This is a genomic window from Pedobacter chitinilyticus (assembly GCF_003313385.1).
In the GTDB taxonomy this organism is placed as follows: domain Bacteria; phylum Bacteroidota; class Bacteroidia; order Sphingobacteriales; family Sphingobacteriaceae; genus Pedobacter; species Pedobacter chitinilyticus.
Genome location: NZ_QMHN01000002.1, coordinates 389,107 through 406,599, shown reverse-complemented (window position 1 = coordinate 406,599; position 17,493 = coordinate 389,107). Strand labels below are relative to the sequence as shown.

The following is a 17,493-nucleotide window of genomic DNA, read 5'->3' as shown; positions in this document are numbered from 1 at the left end:
TACTAGCTTTTTACTTTGCAGGAGCTCCCTTTAAATTCAAATCTTTAACATTTGCTCTAACCTTTTGCATGAAATCTACCCCTGGGTCATTTTTACCTGTTTGATAGTCGGGGTTGGTTTCCTTCCATAAAGAAGTTCCTTTAAATTTGGTGTATTCGTAATGGCCAATCAGGTATTCAATTTTGTATTTCTTGGCGAGGTATCTTACCAATTCCTCATTTGCTTTTAGCTGGGCATCGGTAAGTGGAAAATCGGCACTGCCTACATTTTCTACCCCAATGGCACAGTAGTTTAAACCAATTACATGACGAGCTAAATAATTATCGGGCATGAGCCTATAAATGGTGCCATCTCTATCAATTAGGTACTGTGATGAAGTGTTTAAACTACTTACTTTGGCAATATCTTTTCTATCGCCATTAGGGAGTTTCGCCGAATTGAAAGCATTAAAAGTAGAAGAGAAAGTTTTAGCCGCCGTCCAATGCAACACAATTATTTTGGGTTGTATGGTTGGTGTTTTTTGGACTATGCCATGTCTTTCTTTCAAATATTCGAGAGATAGCCTAACCCGAGTCGAATCATAGGTGATGGGTTTGTCTATGATTTTTATTCCTTGGGAGAACCCTAGTGCCGAAATAAAATTCAGCATCACGAACATGATTATTTTTTGCATTATCAAATTTGTATTAAACCATTAAGAAATTAAGGGACATTAAGAATTTTTAATTACTGCCAATGTTAGGTGATGTTAATCTTTATAAAATCTCAATACCCTTTTCTGGTAATCAATTTTGCAGTTAAACTGCATTAAAATATCACCACCAATAATTCCAGCAATAGAAGGTTGCCCCATTTGGATATAAGTATCCGAAACGCTTTGCAGGTCGATCGCTACCGTTTCATAATTGGGTAACTTTAACTTTCCTATTTGCAGCAGGGGAATGGTACCTACCAAAGTGGTAGCGCTGCTAAAAATGGTGGCCGCTTGTTGTTCTTCATTTTCGTGCAAATGCTCGATGTGTTTTTCTACTAGGCCTTTGTCAAAAACCGAACGTGAGGCCCCAGTGTCAACTACCGCAAATCGTTTCTCCCCAAAAACAACAATTTCCACTAAAATGTGGAAACCGTTATCTTGTAAGTTCACTAAAATTAAAGGAACTGAAATTGTTCTCATTTCTAGATTAATCGTTTAGTTGTTTAGAAGGTTAATTGTTTTTCGAAGACGATTAAACAATTAACACAATTCATCAGTTAACCTAATTAAACTAACTTCATTTCTGCCAATACACTGTTCATGTTGCGTACAGCATCAGCACTTTTGTTAAAAATAGCCTGTTCCTTCTCGTTTAATTTATAGTCAATGATTTTTTCCCAACCATTTTTCCCAATAATTACTGGGACGCCCAAGCAAATATCATTCTGACCATACTCGCCCTCAAGCGCAACACAGCAGGTGAATAGTTTCTTTTCGTCCCTTACAATGGCTTCAACCAATGCCGCGCCAGCAGCACCAGGTGCATACCAAGCCGAAGTACCCAATAAGCCAGTTAACGTAGCACCACCAACCATGGTATCAGCCGCTACTTTTTCCAAAGTGGCCTCATCCAATAAATCGGTTACAGGTAAACTTTGGTAAGTGGCATATCTTGTTAAAGGAATCATGGTGGTATCGCCGTGACCGCCCACTACAAAGCCTTGTAAATCGTTAGGGTTGCAATTTAGTGCTTGGCTCAAATAATATTTAAAACGTGAGCTGTCCAAAGTACCGCCCATGCCAATAATTCTGTTTTTAGGTAATCCCAACGATTTAAGTGCCAAATAAGTCATCGTATCCATCGGGTTACTAATCACAATGATGATCGCATCAGGAGAATATTTCAGGATGTTCTCGGCAACACCTTTTACAATGCCCGCGTTAATGCCAATTAGCTCTTCGCGGGTCATCCCAGGTTTACGGGGCAAACCAGAAGTAATTACCGCTACCGCCGAACCAGCCGTTTGGCTATAATCGTTGGTTACGCCTTTAATTTTAGTGTCAAAGCCCAGCAATGTTGCCGTTTGCATCATATCAATGGCTTTACCTTCTGCAAAACCCTCTTTAATATCTAATAAAACTAGTTCCTCTGCTAATTCTTTCCGTGCAATGTTATCTGCACAGGTGGCGCCAACAGCACCAGCACCTACTACTGTTATTTTCATGCTATATAATTTGGTTTTAATACTAGCGAAGCAATCTAAAATAAATACGATGGCTTCATTTAGAGTAATTTATGGGTGTAACACTTAAAGAATTTTTACAAAACTAAGGTATAGATTTGTATCAGCTAAACAAATATTTTTTCCATTTGAGTGCATTATGTTACGCAATTGCTACAAAATCAGCATTTAGAGAGCCGTTACCTGCTTGGTCCTCCCCATAATTTTTAGAAAATCAATCCCAATGCTCATGGCAAATGCAGCCCCGCCATCCGCTTTACTTCGCCTACGTAAACTTGGGCTACGTGTTCGCTCCTGTCGGGTTTATTTTCGTAAGAAACCTTCTAGGTTTTGAAAACCTAGAAGGTTGGTGAATCGAGGGGAAATTCGATTTGCCAAATAATCAGAATCTTAGCTGTTTTTTATGACAAATATTAGAACCTTTTAACGAGAATTTTGTTTAAATTTAAACTAGTCTTCACATTAAATTTTTGGGTTATGAATATTAAAGAACTATTGCTAAATGGTAAGGCTTTTTTGGCCCTTTTAAATGATTTTGCAATCGAAGCAAAAAACGTTATTATCCAAGATGAAGCTCTGCTTTTCTCTGGAGCTAACCAAAATAGTCCCGTGTTAAAAGAAACGGTTTGCATTGAAGGCAAAAATGAAGATGGCATTTTCAATTTCTTTGGAACCTTGCACTTCAACCTTTTGGATAAATTGGCTGTTTTTGAAATGCAGGGATTTGAGAAAGTAGCACCCAAAGTTTCTTGCAATTAACCCCCCTAGTTGTATATTTGCCACCGATCATGAAACCAATCAGTGTTTCAAAATGGTTATCACTAAGTTTAACGATTTAAAAAAATATGAAAAGAATTACACTAGCAGCCTTTTTTGTTTGCTGCTCATTTTTTGCATTCGGCCAAGTATTACCATCATTCCAAATGGGGTTGAAAGGCGGTTTAAACTTGTCTAAGTTTAGTACAGAAAATACTTTTGGTAGCGACAATAGGGCGGGGTATTATGCTGGTATCTGGACTCGAATTGGAGCAGCAGGTATACATTTACAACCCGAGTTATATATCTCAGGTAAGAACACCACGCTAAAAAATAGCGGATTAGAAAGTAAAGTGAAATTTACGAGTTTAGATGTGCCCGTTTTGGTAGGAACAAAAATTGGAGCAGCAGGTGTAGGCATAAGATTGAATACAGGACCTGTAGCGTCTTTTATTTTGAGTGATGACCAAAGCTTCAATCAGGCAGCATCAAATATATTCAGCGGCGATTTCAAAGGACAAGCTTTTGCATGGCAATTTGGAGCAGGCTTAGATTTAGGCAAATTGAATGTTGATTTGAGATATGAATTAGGTTTGTCTAAATTAAACTCGGCTGGCTATCCTGATACTAAATTAAACTTGTTCACCTTTGGCTTAGGTCTTAGGTTATTTTAATCCAAGGTAAAGTAAATCATATATTCATAAAAAAGCTCCGCACATATCATGCGGAGCTTTTTTTATTAGCTTTTTTCAATCAGCTCGTAAGTATGGGCACCTTTAAGTGGTCGTATCACTTTGTGTTGCTTTTCACTAATCACCTTAATGAAACATGCCCCAAAATAGAAAATCAATGACGAGTAGAAAACAAACAACATCACCAATACAATTGAACCCGATGCGCCGTAGATGTTTTCGATATTGCTTAATGGAAGCATAATCCGCAACACGTATTTTCCCAAGTTAAATAGGATACCCGTTAAAAGTCCGCCCTGTAAAGCTATTTTCCAGCTTGGTCTAGCATTGGTTAAAAACCTAAATAAAATGGTAAACCAAACTGTTACAATAAGAGTGAAAATGGTTTGGTTGAGTACCCATAGCAACCATTTACCAAAATTGGGCGAAGTACCGTTAAGGTATGTAGTAACATAGGCCTGTATGCTATCAGTAACTAAACCTATAAAAAATAAAATACCAGCAAGTAAAATAATCATCATCGAACGCCCGCGGATTTTCAATGTAAACAGAAAACCCATTTTGGCATCTTGGCCAATGTTCCATATTTGTTCTACTGAGTTTTTAATAACATTGAATAGGGTAGTGGCTACAAAAATGAAGAATACAAAAGTCAAGATGGTAGCCCACCAATTATGGTCAACACCACGAATGTTCCTCAAGGTTTCTCTGATTTGCTCGGTACTGCTGGGAATTAAAATTTCCGAAATACGCTCGAACAAACGAGTAGCAAGTAGTTTCCTATCTACAAAAAAACCAAATAGCCTGATAAGGATCAGCAAAATAGGAGGAATGGCAAAATTAGCGAAGAAAGCGGTAGCGCCAGCTAAACGTAAAGGGTCGTTTTTTTGGTAAAGTGCAAATGCTTTTTGTAAATGATAACCAAAAAGTAAAAGCTTTGATTTCTTAATAGTTGCTGTTTTTCCCATTAGTGAATTTCAAAAATAACAAAATATGCCTAACTGATGTTTGTTATTCTTCCTTTTAACAATAAAGCACACTGCAATAGGGATTTATAACGATTAGGAAAACATTATGAGTTGATTTTTGGTTATTCTAATTCATCAATCAAAATAGATATGAACAACTTTTTTAGAACAATATTTGCTGGGTGGGGTGCCTGGAAACTAGGTGGCGGTTGCTTATCAACGGTTGTTATTTTTGTGGTGCTGTATTATTTGTTGGGGCACTGCTGATACTAATAGTCATTTCATCTCCTTTAGAATAAGATTCTGCGAATGTATTTGCATATAAGCCAAGTTAATCATAACTTGGCTTATAACAACTAATTACATTCTATTCTCCTAATGAAAAAACGATTATTAATGGTAATATTATTACCTCTATTTTGCGCTGCGCAAAAAAACTTCTATGTGGCAACCACTGGAACCGACAAAAACCCTGGTACTTTTTTAAAACCGCTAAAAACACTTGAAAGTGCTTTGAAAAAAGCAAGCCCCTTTAAACATGAAGATATAAGAATCTATTTTAGAGGCGGTACGTACATGATGGATAAAACGGTTGAGATCTCTGCGGCTAATTATACTGCCAGCACGTTAACCATACAATCGTATCAAAATGAAAAAGTTATTTTTAGCGGTGCTAAACCGTTAAAAGCTATTTGGCAGCATTACCGAAACGGTATTTATCAAGCAAAAATTGCGTTAGAAAGGCCAGATCGCTTGTTCCTCAATGGAAAGGCCTTGCCAATGGCTCGTTATCCTAATTTCGACCCTAAGGCTCGCGTATTTAATGGTACAGCAGCAGACGTATTAGATAGTGCCCGAATTGCGAACTGGCATCATCCAAAAGGAGCTTATGTGCATACTTTACATAGTGGCGAATGGGGTGGCTTTCATTATCTGGTAACTGGCAAACAAAAAAACAAACTTATACTAGAAGGCGGTTGGCAAAATAACAGACCATCGCCAATGAACGATAAGTATCGCTTTATAGAAAATGTATTTGAGGAATTAGACGCACCTAATGAGTGGTTTTATGATGAGGATAAGAAAATACTTTATTTTTATCCCCCAAAAGGAACCAACCCCAATACTGCAAGTTTTAGCGTCAGCCATTTAACTGATATTTTACACATTGTTGGTAGCAACGCCCAGCCAGTAAAGAATATCCACATCAATCAAATAGATTTTACGCAAACAGCTAGAAGTTTCATGTTGACCAAGGAACCTTTGCTACGGAGCGATTGGACAATTTATCGTGGTGGAGCAATCCTTTTAGATGGCACAGAGAACAGTAAAATTACAAATTGCAGTTTTTATGAGCTGGGTGGGAATGCGATTTTTATGAGTAACTATAATAAGCATAACCTTGTTAAGGATAACCTCATTTATAATATTGGAGCTAGCGCCATTTCCTTTGTGGGTAGCCCAGATGCGGTAAGATCTCCATCTTTTAGGTATGAAGAATACGTAGCGCTTGAGCAAATGGATATGAAAAAAGGTCCGAAGAGTAATAATTATCCGCAATATTGTACGGCAAGTGGGAACTTAATCCATCATATTGGTTTAATAGAAAAACAAGTGGCAGGTGCGCAAATTTCCATGGCAGCGCACATCACGATAAGCCACAATACAATTTACAAAGTACCAAGAGCTGGAATTAACATTAGTGAAGGTACTTGGGGTGGTCATATCATAGAATTTAATGATGTATTTGATACGGTATTGGAGACAGGCGACCATGGGGCTTTTAACTCATGGGGACGTGATCGATATTGGTTGCCTAATATAAAAGACGTCGAAAATATTTTGACAAAATATCCAGGTATCGAATATCTTGACGTCATTGATCCCATTACACTTCGAAATAACCGTTTTCAATGTGATCACGGCTGGGATATTGACTTGGATGATGGAAGTAGCAACTATTTAATATATAATAATGTTTGTCTTAGCGGAGGGTTAAAGTTAAGAGAAGGATACCATCGTAAGGTGTATAATAACATTATCATCAATAATACATTTCATCCGCACGTGTGGTTTCGCAATAGTGATGATGTTTTTGCCCATAACATTGTAACGCAGCCTTATGCTCCCATACGTATGCCTTATTGGGGCAAACAGGTAGATTCTAATTTTTTCCTTTTCCCAGCGGCTTTGCAGAAAGCACATCAATTGGGGCTTGATAAAAACAGTTTGAGTGGAGATGTACTTTTTGTAAATGCATCCATTGGCAACTATAGCTTAAAGCCACAATCGCCAGCAATCAAAATAGGTTTTAAAAGTTTTGAAATGAATTTTGGAGTAACGGCTGCACATTTGAAGAAACTGGCTGCAAAGCCTAATATTAGGCCAATTCAGGATTTGGTTGCTGAAAAAGAATCTATAAGGCTTAACTGGTTAGGTGCAACCTTTAAAAATATCGAAACTTTGGGAGAACTTTCGGCAGCGGGACTTCACGATAAGGATGGTGTGTTGTTGATCGAACTGCTGCCATCTTCATTAGCTATAAAAAACAAGTTACAAAAAGGTGACGTGCTGGTTGCCATAGCAAATGAAAAGGTAAAGTCAATAAAAGACTTGGCGATGCTTTCACAAAAGTATAAACAAGCACAAAACTTAGAAATAACGCTAGTTAGAGACCAGCGTAAAAAGGTGCTAATGATCGTACAGAAGTAATGATAAAAAAGGGGGATTTATGTCCCCCTTTTTTATGAATAGCTTTTTGCTAACTATAAATTACCCCTTAAAGCCTGTTCTCTTTCAATACTTTCAAACAATGCTTTAAAGTTGCCAGCACCAAAGCTTTGGGCGCCTTTGCGCTCAATAATTTCAAAAAATAAAGTTGGGCGGTCTTCCACAGGTTTAGTGAAAATCTGTAATAAATATCCTTCCTCGTCGCGGTCTACTAAAATACCAAGTTCCTTTAATGGTGCAATTTCTTCATCAATTTCTCCCACACGTTCGCCCATCATATCGTAATAGGCTTGTGGGGGCGCACTCAAAAATTCTACACCACGCGCTTTAAGTGTTTTTACCGTTTTTACAATGTCTTTAGTCGCTACAGCAATATGTTGTACACCTTCGCCTTCGTAAAACTCTAAATATTCCTCAATTTGGGATTTCTTTTTGCCTTCTGCTGGTTCGTTGATTGGGAATTTAGAGTAACCGTTGCCATTGCTCATTACCTTACTCATCAAGGCAGAATATTCGGTATTGATTTGTTTATCATCAAAAGTTAAAATGTTTACAAAGCCCATCACTTCTTCATACCACTTCACCGTTTCGTTCATGCGGTTCCAACCAACATTACCTACACAGTGGTCAATGTAAAGCAAGCCTGCATCTTCTGGATTGTATTCACTTTCCCATTTACGATAACCTGGCATAAAAACGCCGTTATAATTTTTACGCTCAATGAACATATGAATCGTTTCACCATAAGTGTAAATCCCCGACATGCGTAATTCGCCATGCTCATCAGTAAGTGTTTGTGGCGCTAAATAAGGTTTACCACCACGTTTGGTCGTTTCCTCAAATGCACTATAAGCATCGTCTACCCAAAGAGCCAATATCTTTACCCCATCACCATGTTTTTTTACATGCTCTGAAATAGGGCTATCTGATTTTAGTGCAGTGGTTAAAATCAAACGGATTTTCCCCTGCTGCAATACGTAAGAAGCTCTATCTTTCACGCCAGTTTCGGGTCCAGCATAAGCCAGTGATTGAAAACCAAAGGCTGTTTTATAATAATGTGCGGCCTGTTTAGCGTTACCTACATAAAATTCAATATAATCCGTTCCATTAATGGGAAGGAAATCTTGTGCTTTCGCTATTTTCTCTGCAAATGTTTGTGTGCTCATTTTGTTTTTTATTAGTCCGAAAGTCCTCAAGTCAGAAAAGGTTGGAGTCGGATGTTATAATAAGTTATTTAATTAGTTTGGGTAGGTTCAGTTATATCATTCGAAATTTTCCGACGAATAACTTCCCGACTTTATTCCACGTTTACCTGCCAGCTCTTATGATAACTTTCGTCTTCAATCGACAAGGCGTCTTCCGTAAGCATCAAAGGTCTAAAAGGATCAATCATTACGGCAAGTTCTTCGGTTTTTTCTTTTCCAATAGATTTTTCAACCGTGCCAGGGTGTGGTCCGTGTGGGATTCCCCCTGGGTGTAAGGTAATCTGGCCTTTCACTACGCTTTTACGGCTCATAAAATCACCATCTACATAATACAAAACCTCGTCACTATCCACATTGCTATGGTTATAAGGTGCAGGGATGGCTAATGGATGATAATCGTATTTACGTGGTACGAAAGAACAAATCACGAAATTATGCCCCTCAAAAGTTTGATGTACGGGAGGCGGTTGGTGCAAACGGCCAGTAATGGGCTCAAAGTTATGGATTGAAAATGCCCACGGATAGTGGAAGCCGTCCCAGCCTACAAAATCAAATGGATGAGTACCATAAGTATAAGGGTACATAATTCCCTGTTTCTTGATCAATACCTTAAATTCACCAAACTCGTCAAAAGTTTGTAGGTTTTCTGGTCTTTTAATATCTCTTTCGCAAAATGGCGAATGCTCTTCCAGCTGACCAAAAGCATTGCGATATCTTTTTGGGGTACGAATTGGGCTAAAACTCTCTACGATAAACAAGCGATTATTTTCGTCGTTAAACTCCAATTGATAAATAGTTCCTCGTGGAATAACCAGATAGTCACCGTATTCGAAAGAAATTTCCCCGAAACCCGTTTTTAATTTTCCAGTCCCTTCGTGGATAAAAATCACCTCATCAGCCTGACTATTTTTATAGAAATAATCAGTCATTGATTTTTTAGGGGCCGCCAGTGAAATGTGTAAATCGCTGTTCACCAAAACAGGTTTACGGCTTTTTAAATAATCATCTTCAGGTTTCACATTAAAACCAATCAAGCTGGTGTGGCGCAAATGTTTTTCTCTAGCAATTTTAGGTTCAACATTGTAGGGTTCCCCAATAGATTTTACAATGGTAGGGGGGTGGCAATGGTAAACCAATGAATACAGGCTCGAAAAACCTTCGGTCGAAACCAGTTCTTCAGCATATAAATCGCCATTTGGCTTACGAAAAACAGTATGTCTTTTAGGAGGGATATTTCCTAAAGTATGATAAATGGGCATATTATAAGGTTAATTTGGTTAGAATTAAAATATAACGAATAAAAATTAAAAACGTTTAGAAAGCGTACGCTTAAAGATGTTAAAGCGTTCCCAAAAATGGGCTTACAAAGAATATTGTGCGAAAATAAGTTTCGATAGCATACCCGATCTGTACGCAGCAAAAACTTCGGCAGCGTGCAAATTGTAGTATGTTATCTTTTGTTGCATTATTCAACGAAGTTAGTGTTTTTGTAAGGCATATCAAATTTAATAAATTTTGTTTGTCTATTATTTAGTGTTAGATCAATAAATATTTATTTTAATGTTAATTTGGTCAGAAGATGCTAACCCTTTGTATATCTGTTGTTTTTTCGAATAAAATGTAATGTATTTTGCAAAACACATATTGCTTTCATAGCTTTGACCACAAATCCAATATAAACCATCTCCAATTTGCATTGTTGTTCCATTGGATGTGGAAACTACTACACCACTAACAAAAATATTTATATCAATGAAACTCGTATCCTACAAAACTGAAGACAAGGAGCATTTAGGAATTTATGCCAACGGACATATCTATAACCTTAATTCTTGCGATAAGCTAATCCCAGATCAAATGAATGCTTTTTTAGAAGGTGGTGAACCACTGATGGAAAGAGCAAAAAAAATTAATCAAGATATTTTGGACGGTAAACTGTCGCCAAAGGAAGAAGTGTTTTATGAACTTTTGGCTCCTGTGCCGCATCCAACTTCTTGCAGAGACGGTTATGCTTTTAGACAACACGTAGCCGCCGCTCGCAGAAACCGTAAGGTAGATATGATTGCCGAATTTGATCAATATCCAATTTTTTATTTTACCAATCATAATGCCATTCAAGGGCCTGGTGAAATTGAATGTATGCCAGATCATTTCCAAAAACTTGATTTTGAATTGGAAGTTGCGGTAGTGATTGGTAAAAAAGGTCGTAACATTAAAGCTGCGGAAGCTGACGAGTACATCGCTGGTTATACCATTATGAACGACATGAGTGCTCGTACTTTACAAATGGAAGAAATGTTGTTGAACTTAGGTCCTGCAAAAGGCAAGGATTTTTCTACCGTAATTGGTCCGTGGTTAGTTACGCCAGACGAGTTGGAGCAATTTAAAGTAGCCGCAAAGGAAAACCACGTAGGCAATAACTACAATTTGAAAATGACCTGTAAGGTAAACGGTATTGAAGTTTCTAGCGGAAACATGGCCGATATGGATTGGACTTTTGCTGAAATTATCGAGCGTTGCGCATATGGGGTTGATATTTTGCCAGGTGATGTGATTGGCTCTGGAACCGTGGGGACTGGATGTTTCTTGGAACTTAATGGTACAGGTTTATTAAATGATCCTAACTACAAAGTACAGTGGCTGCAGGCAGGTGACCATGTTGAAATGGAAATTGCAGGTTTAGGTGCTTTAAGCAATACCATTAAAAAAGTAGATACAGATTTTTCTATACTTGCATTGAAAAAATAAATAGCTTTGAAAAGCAGGGTTCTTTTTTCTTCGGTTAAGAAAGCCCTGCTATTCGCTTTACTGCGTGCCGCTGCTATCAGGTTTAGTTTACTTAGGTAAACCTTTCTATGCTAAACCAAACAGTAGTACAAAAGGTTTTGTTTCCTGTCGTCCAGAGCGTAGCGAAGGATCTTGAATGTGCATTGTACAAGGAGATTCCTCCTAACGTCGGAATGATAGCAAAGAAGCCTAAAAATAACCTTTAACTTTCCAACCTTACAACTTTCCAATCCTCCAATACCATGCTGACATTAAAATGCGATGATTTGACCCCTGTGCAATTGCAAAACTATTTGCAGTATGCCATTGCTCCGCGACCAATTTGTTTAGCCTCCACTATAGATGCTAACGGGAACATTAACCTTAGTCCATTTAGTTTCTTTAATATGTTTAGCACTAACCCGCCAATATGTATTTTTTCGCCTGCTAGAAGGGTGAGGGACAATACCACCAAACATACGTTGGAGAACGTGAGGGAAGTAAGGGAGTGTGTCATCAATATTGTGAATTATGCGATGGTGCAGCAAACGAGCTTGTCGAGTACCGAGTACGGAAAAGAGGTTAATGAGTTTGAAAAAGCTGGATTTACCATGGAAACTTCACATTTGGTTAAACCGCCAAGAGTAGCCGAAGCGCCTGTACAATTAGAATGTGTAGTTAATCAAATCATTCCCTTGGGAGATCAGCACGGTGCAGGAAATTTGATTTTGGCAGAGATTAAGCTCATTCATATCAAAGAGGAAATTTTAGATACTGATGGAAAAATTGACCAACGGAAAATAGATTTGGTAGCCCGCTTGGGAGGAAACTGGTACAGCCGTGTAACACCTGAAAGTTTATTTACCGTTCCTAAACCACTCACAACACTTGGAATAGGCGTAAATGCTTTACCCATTTCGGTACGCCAATCAAAAGTACTTACGGGTAACGATTTAGGTTTGCTAGGCAACGAAGAGCAATTGCCCAATGATGATGAAATTTCCGAGATGCAATGGAATGCCAACGTGAAGGATATTATGGATGCCACTATGGGTGATGCTAATAACAGGGAAAGGGAGCTGCACGAATTCGCAAAGGAATTAATTGCTTATGGAAAAGTATCGGATGCTTTGAAGGTGTTGTTACTCTAGCATCACTTCTCATAATCCATTATCTCTATTTTTAAACTGTATACCAAAGATCTCTCCGTAAAGTCGAGATCTAGCAACTTATTGATAGATGTCTAATCAATAAATTTTAAACGTTAGCGTCGGTAATGATTTGCCTCAAGACATCCAAATCAATGTCTTTTAAAGTTTTGATGTATAAGCAAGCTTTGCTGGTTTTGTGTTTACCCAATTTGCTCAACAGCGGATGCGTAGAGCCTCCCTCAAGGTATAAAGTAAGGTTTTGTTTACGGGGAGAAAAAGCCATTACCATCCAATCAATACGCCTGCCATCTGGATAAACGAGATCTTTATCTCCGAAACCAATAATGGCATCGCCCCACATTTTAGGTTTGGCTTGACAAATTTCTTCCATAATTTCGCAAAGTGCAAAACTATCATCACGCTTTCTTTCGTCAGTTAAAGCGTTGATAAACTCGGAAACACTGTTGTTATTGGCCTTGGTTTTAAGCTCTGCCATAAGAGTAGGGTTTTATTCCATTACGGTAACCGCTTTTAGGAAGCGATTTTTGTAGTAACCTTCTAATTCGGTGATGGTTACGCCTTTTGCTTTTCCAGAAGACGAGTGGATAAATTTAATGTTTCCTTCTTCATCTTTTGAATAAACAATACCTACATGACCTGGTCTGCGCACCCTAGCATTAGAACCTGTAAATACGAGGATGTCGCCTACTTTTGCATCAGCCAGTTTAATTGCTTTTCCTTTCTTTGCAAAATCAGCAGAAGAACGTGCGCCATTAAAACCAAATTGTTTATACACGTAGCTTACAAAGCCAGAACAGTCGAAACCAATTTCTGGATTGCTAGATGCATAACGATATCTGGTGCCTATAAGAGACTTGGCGAAGTCCATGATTTTGTTTGAAGTGCTATTAGCAACCTCTGGAATACGGCTAATTACCTTTTCCATCATTCGCTGATATTGCATCGTTAACGACACATTATCTTGTGCTTTGCTGTTGAGTGCAAATACGCTGAACAGTAAGATGGTGATAAGGATTTTCTTCATGTTTGTTTTCAAACATAGCTAAAAAAGAAAAAGCTTGTATAAAATGTTGAAAACTTGTTTGTTGTAAATTAAAAAGTAAAGCCTGCTAAGGTAATTAGCAGGCTTTATTTCAAGGGATTTGACACTAATAAGTTGTCAAAAATATTGTGCTTTATATAGAGTCAAACATGGTTTGTGCTTTTTCTCCAATAATAGGCATGGGTTTCTTTTGTCCGTTAATAGCGCCAATTAAACCAATGATCCAAATGATAAAAATAGCTAATTGAACAAGGTGAGAAATGTAAACAAGAGATAGAATTCCCGTTGTTACAATTAAAATTCCGAGTATGAAGCTTACGCCCCAACCTAAAACAATAGCTATAATATTTAAAAGAAGCGTTTGTCTTAATTGATAACTCCCTAATTCAGTTTTGTTATCTTTGTGCATCGCGAAATATGCAATTAACCATCCAATAATGGTAAAATAACTAATAATTGAGGCGGTTTTGCCATTGTCTGTAGTAGTCATGTTGTTCTCCATGTTATTTTTTTTAGTTTTTAATTGCTTGGCTAATAGCAATTTTACTGCCAAAAAATAATACCAGCCTCTTATGTTAGCTATTTAGCTTCTATGGCGTAGTTACCGCTACAGGCAATACTTTTCCATTAAAAAATTTATGGCCAGTTCTGGCAAAATCAGCCACGTACTTGCCCATTTCAAATGCCATCACTGGACTTTCATACCCAGGGAATGCCGCTTCTAACATTTCAGTTTGTGCGGAACCAAGTGCTAGGCAATTAATTTTAATACCAGTTTGCACTAGTTCCTGCGCCATGCACTCCGTTAAGATATGCAACGCTGCTTTACTTGCTGAGTAAGCAGCTAACCCAGGGAATTTTACACTGCCTTGAAAGCCGCCCATGCTGCCAATATTTACAATATGACCACCATTTTCCATAAACTGTAGCATGTAACGGGTCATTTTAAAGTGGCTGATCACGTTATGTTCTAACATAGCCGCTAGGTCATTTTCTGTGGTTTCTAGCAATGGTTTGTTGATCAGTGAACCTGCATTGTTAATCAAGATATCTACCGTCCCCAATCTTTCTTTAATGAATGGGATCAAGGCATTGTAATCATCATTCACTAAGTCAAAAGCTACGGGAAGTAAGGTGCACTCAGGGGTAATGCTTTTGGCAATTTCATGAAGCTTACGTAATTTATCAGCAGAGCGGGCAATGCATACCACCTTGTTTTTCGTGTCTAAACTTAATTCTAATGCTGCTTCGAAGCCGATGCCACTACTGGCTCCCGTAATAATGATATTCATGGATATTAGATTTTACAATTGTGGCAAAGATAAGAATTTGGGAAGTTTAAGCGCTTAAAATGTGATGATGGACATAAAACCATTCCTATTTGATTAATTGAGTACCTTTGCGGCATAATTGAAGAATGATGTTAGAGAAACTAAAAGAGCGTAGCGACGGTTTGTGTGAACTATGTAGCAAAACAGAAGCAGTAAACGCCTATACGGTTAGTCCGAAGAAGGACGATGCTATCGAAAATCAAGCGGCCTTATGTAATGATTGCTTGGAAAAGATTGATGCTGCCGACCAAAGCTTTTACTGGCGTGTGGTGGAAGGAAGCATTTGGAATCCTGAGCCTAGTGTACAAGCATTGAGCTATCGCATTTTGCAACGCTATAAAGACGAAGATTGGGCAAGTGGCGTCATTAGTATGGTTGATTTAGATGAAGATACCATACAATGGGCTTTGAGTGGATTGGAGGTTGCCGATGTTCATAAAGATGCTTTTGGCAACGTGCTTGAAAACGGAGACACGGTAGTGTTAACGCAAGCCTTGGATGTAAAAGGAACAAACTTCAGCGCACCTAAAGGGACAGTAGTAAAGCGAATTAGATTGGTGCACGATAATCATGAGCAGGTTGAAGGAAAAATCAATGAGCAAATGATTGTGATTTTAACGAAGTACGTGAAGAAGAATAACTAGCAATATTGTTGTCATTTTGAACATAGTGAGAAATCTAATGAGATACATGAGATTTCTCGATCAGTCTCGAAATGACAACCCTTATAGAAACTTACGAAGTTTTTAAAACTTCGTAAGTTTGATAAGATACATCTAATCCTCCACGGTAATTAACTGCGTTACTGGATTAGCAATCACATGAAAACCATCGTTAATCAACTTGGTAAATTCCTTTTCGTTAGTGGCTTTCATTTCCAGGTAAATCCTCACCTCATTTTCTAAAGCTGGGTTGGTACCTTTGTGATGTAATATCTCTAAGATCTGCAAAGTACAAAGCCAATCGTAGCGGTACGAGGTTTTAAGTTCATTAAAGATTTCCGCTAATTTTTCTTGTCCTTCACCAGTTTCTCTAATGTCCCTAACCTGTTGGTAAAGTTGGTGCAAACGCTTGGTAGCGTCGTCGTAAACCAATTTATAGGTGAGTTGTTCACTTACGTGAGTTAATTCTTCGTAAGCATCTTTGTCTGCCGCACCGTTAAATACCGAAACAATTTTCTCGCCAACCGCCATGTCGTAAGTTCCCCATTCTGGTTGGAACAGGATGTTACCGTTACCTTCTTTTACGGTACATTCTTCAAACGCAATTAAAATTGTTTTTCCGCCTTTGCTGATGATCTCCTTTATTTTTCCGTTTACTTCAATGTCACTTTCAAAGGTTAAACGCACCAACTGACCAACCTTAATGCCAAGTTGCGACAATTCTTCTAAACTATGGTCTTCTAAAGGCTTTGTAGTATCTTTTAATTTACCCACAGGCGATGAGAAACCATCTTCATGGTAATCTTTGCTATGCCCTGATAATTCTTTGCCATCAAAAGCTAAAGCAGATTGTCCAGTAGTTCTTATAAAGGTAAGTTCATCGCTTGCGCTAATGCCTACATCGGTAAATACTCCCGTTACTTGTAAACCCGAACTGTAAACTGCCGTACTTGGGTTTTTACATTCAATCGCCTTTAAAATACTTTCCGCGCCGCCACGTCTAAAAGCCATCGTGTTTGCAAAAGCTTCCAATACATCAATTAAGTTTTGGAATGTAGGGGTCACAAAAAGCTGCGGTTGCTCCTGTGTAATATCGTATGAGTAGTTAACGGTATCTAAGTTATACCAAAGCTTTTTGATTTTTGGATCCATGCAGGTGGCGCTTTCACCAATTGATGAAAGTAGTCCAGCGCCGTAAATTTTTGGATTTTCCAAGGTGCCGATCAAACCATACTCAACGGTCCACCAATGTAAACGGCCTAATAATGCCATTTCCGAAGGTTCGCCCATGTTCTCGGAAATGTATTTCAATTCCTTTTCTGCTTTGGCAATTTCAGCTTCGTCTACATTTTTGGCTTCCTTTAAGATAGAAAGCTTTCGAATGGCTTCGTAAAGTTCAAAGTCTTTGCTCGAAAACATGGCCTTTGCGCCAATAGAACCAAAATAGCTTAGGTAGTTATTGTAATCAGTATCTGCAATAATAGGGGCATGACCTGCACTTTCGTGAATAATATCTGGTGCAGGGGTATATTCGATATTGTTGATCTGGCGAATATCGGCTGCAATTACCAATACCCTGTAGGCTTGGTATTCCATAAAAGCCGCTGGAGGAATAAAACCATCAACGGTTACCGCTCCCCAACCAATTTTGCCCAAATTGTCGTTCATGGTTTGCAAATTTGGTATTTGCTCAATACTTAAGCCAGCCCTTTGCAAACCTTTAATGTATGGATAATAAGCAACGTGCTTTAAATAACTATAGTTTTGGCGCATTACATAACGCCATACTGCTTGGTCAATTGGCGTATATTTCTCGTAATTTTGCTCAACAATGAATTGCCTTAAATGCCTAGGCAATTTGGCAACTTGTTCGTTATTAAAGTCGTTAAAATCGCTCATTTTTGTACATTTTCTTAATTGGGCTAAAATACCTGATTTAAGCTAGGAATGCA

17 protein-coding genes are annotated in these 17,493 nt (G+C 38.2%); 6 read left to right on the top strand and 11 right to left on the bottom strand.

The genetic code is table 11. From position 1 onward, the window contains the following. Nucleotides 1-10: 10 nt before the first annotated feature. From DUT70_RS08575 to mdh, 3 genes are all read right to left on the bottom strand, one after another. Nucleotides 11-673, bottom strand: a complete 663-nt coding sequence (locus tag DUT70_RS08575; RefSeq protein WP_113646914.1) for a peptidoglycan recognition protein family protein — start codon at nt 671-673, stop codon at nt 11-13. A 75-nt stretch (nt 674-748) separates the two neighbouring features. After that, nucleotides 749-1,174: an aspartyl protease family protein gene (locus DUT70_RS08570; RefSeq protein WP_113646913.1), complete on the bottom strand. Its 426-nt coding sequence runs from the start codon at nt 1,172-1,174 to the stop codon at nt 749-751. Nucleotides 1,175-1,260: 86 nt separating this feature from the next. Continuing rightward, the gene (mdh, locus tag DUT70_RS08565; RefSeq protein WP_113646912.1) at nt 1,261-2,199 is read right to left on the bottom strand and encodes a malate dehydrogenase; all 939 of its coding nucleotides are present in this window, start codon (nt 2,197-2,199) and stop codon (nt 1,261-1,263) included. Nucleotides 2,200-2,694: 495 nt separating this feature from the next. Between mdh and DUT70_RS08560 the strand changes: the two genes are divergently transcribed. Together DUT70_RS08560 and DUT70_RS08555 are read left to right on the top strand one after the other, a co-directional pair. Further along, nucleotides 2,695-2,976: a hypothetical protein gene (locus DUT70_RS08560; RefSeq protein ID WP_113646911.1), complete on the top strand. Its 282-nt coding sequence runs from the start codon at nt 2,695-2,697 to the stop codon at nt 2,974-2,976. Between the two features lie 86 nt (nt 2,977-3,062). Then, on the top strand, nt 3,063-3,647 hold the full coding sequence (locus DUT70_RS08555) for a porin family protein (RefSeq protein WP_113646910.1): 585 nt from the start codon (nt 3,063-3,065) through the stop codon (nt 3,645-3,647). Nucleotides 3,648-3,712: 65 nt separating this feature from the next. Here DUT70_RS08555 and DUT70_RS08550 read toward each other — a convergent pair whose 3' ends face one another. Then, nucleotides 3,713-4,633, bottom strand: a complete 921-nt coding sequence (locus DUT70_RS08550) for a YihY/virulence factor BrkB family protein (RefSeq protein WP_113646909.1) — start codon at nt 4,631-4,633, stop codon at nt 3,713-3,715. Nucleotides 4,634-5,029: 396 nt separating this feature from the next. Here DUT70_RS08550 and DUT70_RS08545 point away from each other — a divergent pair, with 396 nt between their 5' ends. Next, nucleotides 5,030-7,345, top strand: coding sequence for a PDZ domain-containing protein (locus DUT70_RS08545; RefSeq protein WP_205529767.1), 2,316 nt, complete (start codon nt 5,030-5,032; stop codon nt 7,343-7,345). Between the two features lie 53 nt (nt 7,346-7,398). Here DUT70_RS08545 and hppD read toward each other — a convergent pair whose 3' ends face one another. Next, the gene (gene hppD / locus DUT70_RS08540) at nt 7,399-8,529 is read right to left on the bottom strand and encodes a 4-hydroxyphenylpyruvate dioxygenase (RefSeq protein WP_113646907.1); all 1,131 of its coding nucleotides are present in this window, start codon (nt 8,527-8,529) and stop codon (nt 7,399-7,401) included. 131 nt (nt 8,530-8,660) lie between these two features. Further along, entirely contained in the window at nt 8,661-9,827 is a 1,167-nt protein-coding gene (locus DUT70_RS08535) for a homogentisate 1,2-dioxygenase (protein ID WP_113646906.1), read from the bottom strand. 493 nt (nt 9,828-10,320) lie between these two features. Here DUT70_RS08535 and DUT70_RS08530 point away from each other — a divergent pair, with 493 nt between their 5' ends. Next, entirely contained in the window at nt 10,321-11,316 is a 996-nt protein-coding gene (locus DUT70_RS08530; RefSeq protein WP_113646905.1) for a fumarylacetoacetate hydrolase family protein, read from the top strand. Between the two features lie 281 nt (nt 11,317-11,597). Continuing rightward, nucleotides 11,598-12,485, top strand: a complete 888-nt coding sequence (locus DUT70_RS08525; protein ID WP_113646904.1) for a flavin reductase family protein — start codon at nt 11,598-11,600, stop codon at nt 12,483-12,485. Nucleotides 12,486-12,591: 106 nt separating this feature from the next. Here DUT70_RS08525 and DUT70_RS08520 read toward each other — a convergent pair whose 3' ends face one another. The 4 genes from DUT70_RS08520 to DUT70_RS08505 form a co-directional block, all read right to left on the bottom strand. Beyond that, nucleotides 12,592-12,981 carry a DUF1801 domain-containing protein gene (locus tag DUT70_RS08520; protein ID WP_113646903.1) on the bottom strand — a complete coding sequence of 130 codons (390 nt, stop codon included), beginning with the start codon at nt 12,979-12,981 and terminating at the stop codon, nt 12,592-12,594. 12 nt (nt 12,982-12,993) lie between these two features. Then, entirely contained in the window at nt 12,994-13,530 is a 537-nt protein-coding gene (locus tag DUT70_RS08515; RefSeq protein WP_113646902.1) for a C40 family peptidase, read from the bottom strand. Nucleotides 13,531-13,681: 151 nt separating this feature from the next. Further along, nucleotides 13,682-14,050 carry a hypothetical protein gene (locus DUT70_RS08510; protein ID WP_113647215.1) on the bottom strand — a complete coding sequence of 123 codons (369 nt, stop codon included), beginning with the start codon at nt 14,048-14,050 and terminating at the stop codon, nt 13,682-13,684. Between the two features lie 88 nt (nt 14,051-14,138). Next, nucleotides 14,139-14,840 carry an SDR family oxidoreductase gene (locus DUT70_RS08505; RefSeq protein WP_113646901.1) on the bottom strand — a complete coding sequence of 234 codons (702 nt, stop codon included), beginning with the start codon at nt 14,838-14,840 and terminating at the stop codon, nt 14,139-14,141. A 128-nt stretch (nt 14,841-14,968) separates the two neighbouring features. Here DUT70_RS08505 and DUT70_RS08500 point away from each other — a divergent pair, with 128 nt between their 5' ends. Then, on the top strand, nt 14,969-15,523 hold the full coding sequence (locus tag DUT70_RS08500; RefSeq protein ID WP_113646900.1) for a PhnA domain-containing protein: 555 nt from the start codon (nt 14,969-14,971) through the stop codon (nt 15,521-15,523). A 132-nt stretch (nt 15,524-15,655) separates the two neighbouring features. Here DUT70_RS08500 and DUT70_RS08495 read toward each other — a convergent pair whose 3' ends face one another. Further along, a complete protein-coding gene (locus tag DUT70_RS08495; protein ID WP_113646899.1) occupies nt 15,656-17,440 on the bottom strand; it encodes an aromatic amino acid hydroxylase in 1,785 nt (594 codons plus the stop codon). Nucleotides 17,441-17,493: the final 53 nt, after the last annotated feature.